Genomic DNA, 2,463 nt, shown 5'->3' with positions numbered 1-2,463 from the left:
TGAAAAGATAACAAAAGACACCGCGACCCTTAATTTTAACACCGCTATCAGCGCAATGATGATCTATTCAACTGAGCTTGCCAAATTGGCTGAAATTCCGCGCGCTTTATGGGAGCCGCTTGTGATAGTGGCGGGTGTCCTAATTCTTTTGAAAATGTTCAATGTTTCAATTTCTTTCATGGATGTCTTGATATTTGTCATTGCTATTATTTGGGCAGTGTATATCATCGTAGAAATTGTTTCTTGGATAACTGGCGGCTTCAAAGATTTCTGGCATTTACTGCAAATGCTGGCTGTTCATCTTATGGTTCTTGCCAATCTTCTTATTGCGAGCAATAAAGGCTAAGAGTAGTTAATTCACTTCACAGAGCCGCATACTCCGGTATGCGGCTTTTTTTTCCAATCACTAGAATAAATTTTTTCTATGTGATACACTGTCCCTTGTGAGTGCAGAGTTGACAACTATGAAACTTGACGCTTTTTTCAGGGGAATTTTGGATATAGAAGGTTTTTCTTCCATTGACACTTCCCTGAATGGGATTCAGGTTGATAATGACGGCTGTGCTGTCCGTAAAATTGCTTTTGGAGTTGACGCGGCTATGGAAACATTCGAGCAGGCCGCCGCCGCGAAGGCGGGTTTGCTGTTTGTCCACCACGGGCTTTTTTGGGGAGCTCCAGCCCGGATAGCCGGAAATCTAAGGCGGCGGATAAAGTTTTTGCTTGATCATAACATTTGCCTGTATGCGGCGCACCTGCCTTTGGATCAACACCCTAAGCTGGGAAACAATGCCGTTCTTGCGCAACTTTTAAACTTGGAAAACATCGAGCCTTTCGGACTGTACCATGGGCGGAAAATAGGCTTTAAAGGGACATTCACCAAACCTGTTACAGTTGACGAAGCGGTAAAAAAAATCAGTTTTATGGGGCGTCCGCCGCTTGGAGTTTTTCCCTTTGGAAAAAAAGACTGCGTAACCGCCGCAGTTGTGTCGGGCGGAGCGGCGGAAAACGCGCGGGAAGCGGTTGAGGAAGGCGTGGATTTATTTGTAACGGGAGAAAGCTCACATACGGTTTATCATGAATGTCTGGAAGGGAAGCTTAACATGATTGCCGGCGGCCACTACTGTACTGAAGTCTGGGGACTTCAGGCTGTTATGCGTCATACAATGGCGGAACTTGCCATTGACGCTGAATTTTTGGATATTCCCACGGGGTTATAAGGAGTATAAAAATGAGACAATTTGTAAAAGAGAAAATACTGCCATTTTCACTTACGGCGTTTATTATTCTTGTGGATCAAGTTTTAAAAGCGGTTATTGTAAAAATTAAACCGGAGACAGGATTGATTAAAGATGTTTTTAATAACGGTTTTTTATGGATTTATCATGTCCGCAACAAGGCGATAGCGTTCAGTCTGGGACAAAATCTTCCTGATGTTATCAGGCCTGTAATGTTTGTCATAGTCCCCATTTTGGTTTTGGGTTTTTTGGCATGGTATTATTTTAAATCCGACGAATTCACCCCGATTCAGCGCTGGGCATTGGCGGGAATTATCGGAGGCGGAATTGGAAACATCATCGACCGTATTTTCCGTTCTGACGGAGTTGTAGATTTCATCAGCGTAAATATTTACGGCCTCTTTAAAATGCAACGTTGGCCGACTTTTAATATTGCCGATTCGTCAGTTGTAGTAGGCTGTTTATTACTGCTTGTCACTATGTTTTTTATTCCTAAAAAAAAGGAAACAACACAATGAATAAAAAAGTTAATACAATATTATTTATACTTGGCGCGACATTGTTCAATACTATTGTCGCCGTTGTCAGTTTTATAATTTTATTTCTTCTGTACGCAAAATTCCTGATTCCGGTAATACCGCAATCAGGTTATAGCTGGGCTTTTACATTAATTTTCATTGCGGCAATAGCCATTTCCATTCTTGTTTACCGCGTTGTTTTAAAACATTTCATAAATAAAATCAATGTGGAACAATACTTTGATCCTCTTTTTGTAAAAAGAAATCTAAAGAAACAATAATTTCCAAGAAGACTCAAACCAAGTGTTTCTTGAGGGTAGAGTATATCTTTTTCGGAACAATGGGTTTTGCCACATGATCGGTCATACCGGCGGCTAGGCATTTTTCAATGTCTTCCTTAAAAACATCCGCAGTCATGGCGATAATAGGTATCTCCTTTGCTTTCTTTATATCAAGCGCCCTTATTACCTTTGTCGCCTCGTCTCCGTTCATTTCCGGCATATTAATGTCCATTAGTATCAAATGGTATTTATCGGGATTTTCCGTAAACTTGGAAACAACGGCTTTACCATTCTCGACAAATTCTATAACTACGCCGGTCTTTTCCAGATATTTGGTCAGGATTTCCCTGTTGAACTCCATGTCTTCCGCGACCAATAATAAATAATTCTTAAAATCAAATTCGTTTTTCTCAGCTTCGGCTGAACCGT

At 41.0% G+C, this 2,463-nt stretch carries 5 protein-coding genes; 4 read left to right on the top strand and 1 reads right to left on the bottom strand.

Annotated features, from left to right (window positions below; genetic code table 11):
- From ACYVRH_RS11795 to ACYVRH_RS11780, 4 genes are all read left to right on the top strand, one after another.
- Window positions 1–346, top strand: a 346-nt coding sequence (locus ACYVRH_RS11795) for a hypothetical protein (protein ID WP_461257113.1), incomplete at its 5' end; no start/stop codon positions are given.
- Window positions 347–464: 118 nt separating this feature from the next.
- Window positions 465–1,217: a Nif3-like dinuclear metal center hexameric protein gene (locus ACYVRH_RS11790; RefSeq protein WP_461257112.1), complete on the top strand. Its 753-nt coding sequence runs from the start codon at window positions 465–467 to the stop codon at window positions 1,215–1,217.
- Window positions 1,218–1,228: 11 nt separating this feature from the next.
- Complete coding sequence (lspA, locus tag ACYVRH_RS11785) at window positions 1,229–1,753, top strand: signal peptidase II (RefSeq protein ID WP_461257111.1); 525 nt, start codon at window positions 1,229–1,231, stop codon at window positions 1,751–1,753.
- Entirely contained in the window at window positions 1,750–2,034 is a 285-nt protein-coding gene (locus ACYVRH_RS11780; protein ID WP_461257110.1) for a leader peptide processing enzyme, read from the top strand. Before lspA ends, ACYVRH_RS11780 begins: the two co-directional genes overlap by 4 nt.
- A 13-nt stretch (window positions 2,035–2,047) precedes the next feature.
- Here ACYVRH_RS11780 and ACYVRH_RS11775 read toward each other — a convergent pair.
- Window positions 2,048–2,463 (bottom strand): response regulator (locus ACYVRH_RS11775; RefSeq protein ID WP_461257109.1); only part of this gene is annotated, 416 nt, incomplete at its 5' end.

The organism is Treponema sp. R80B11-R83G3 (assembly GCF_054786115.1).
The sequence above is the reverse complement of the archived record's forward strand: the minus strand, read 5'-3'. Positions and strand labels throughout refer to the sequence as shown.

Excerpts from the sequence above, each read along its gene's own strand:
- lspA (WP_461257111.1), top strand. The coding sequence starts at position 1,229 with ATGAGACAATTTGTAAAAGAGAAAATACTGCCATTTTCACTTACGGCG.
- ACYVRH_RS11790 (WP_461257112.1), top strand. The coding sequence starts at position 465 with ATGAAACTTGACGCTTTTTTCAGGGGAATTTTGGATATAGAAGGTTTT.
- ACYVRH_RS11780 (WP_461257110.1), top strand. The coding sequence starts at position 1,750 with ATGAATAAAAAAGTTAATACAATATTATTTATACTTGGCGCGACATTG.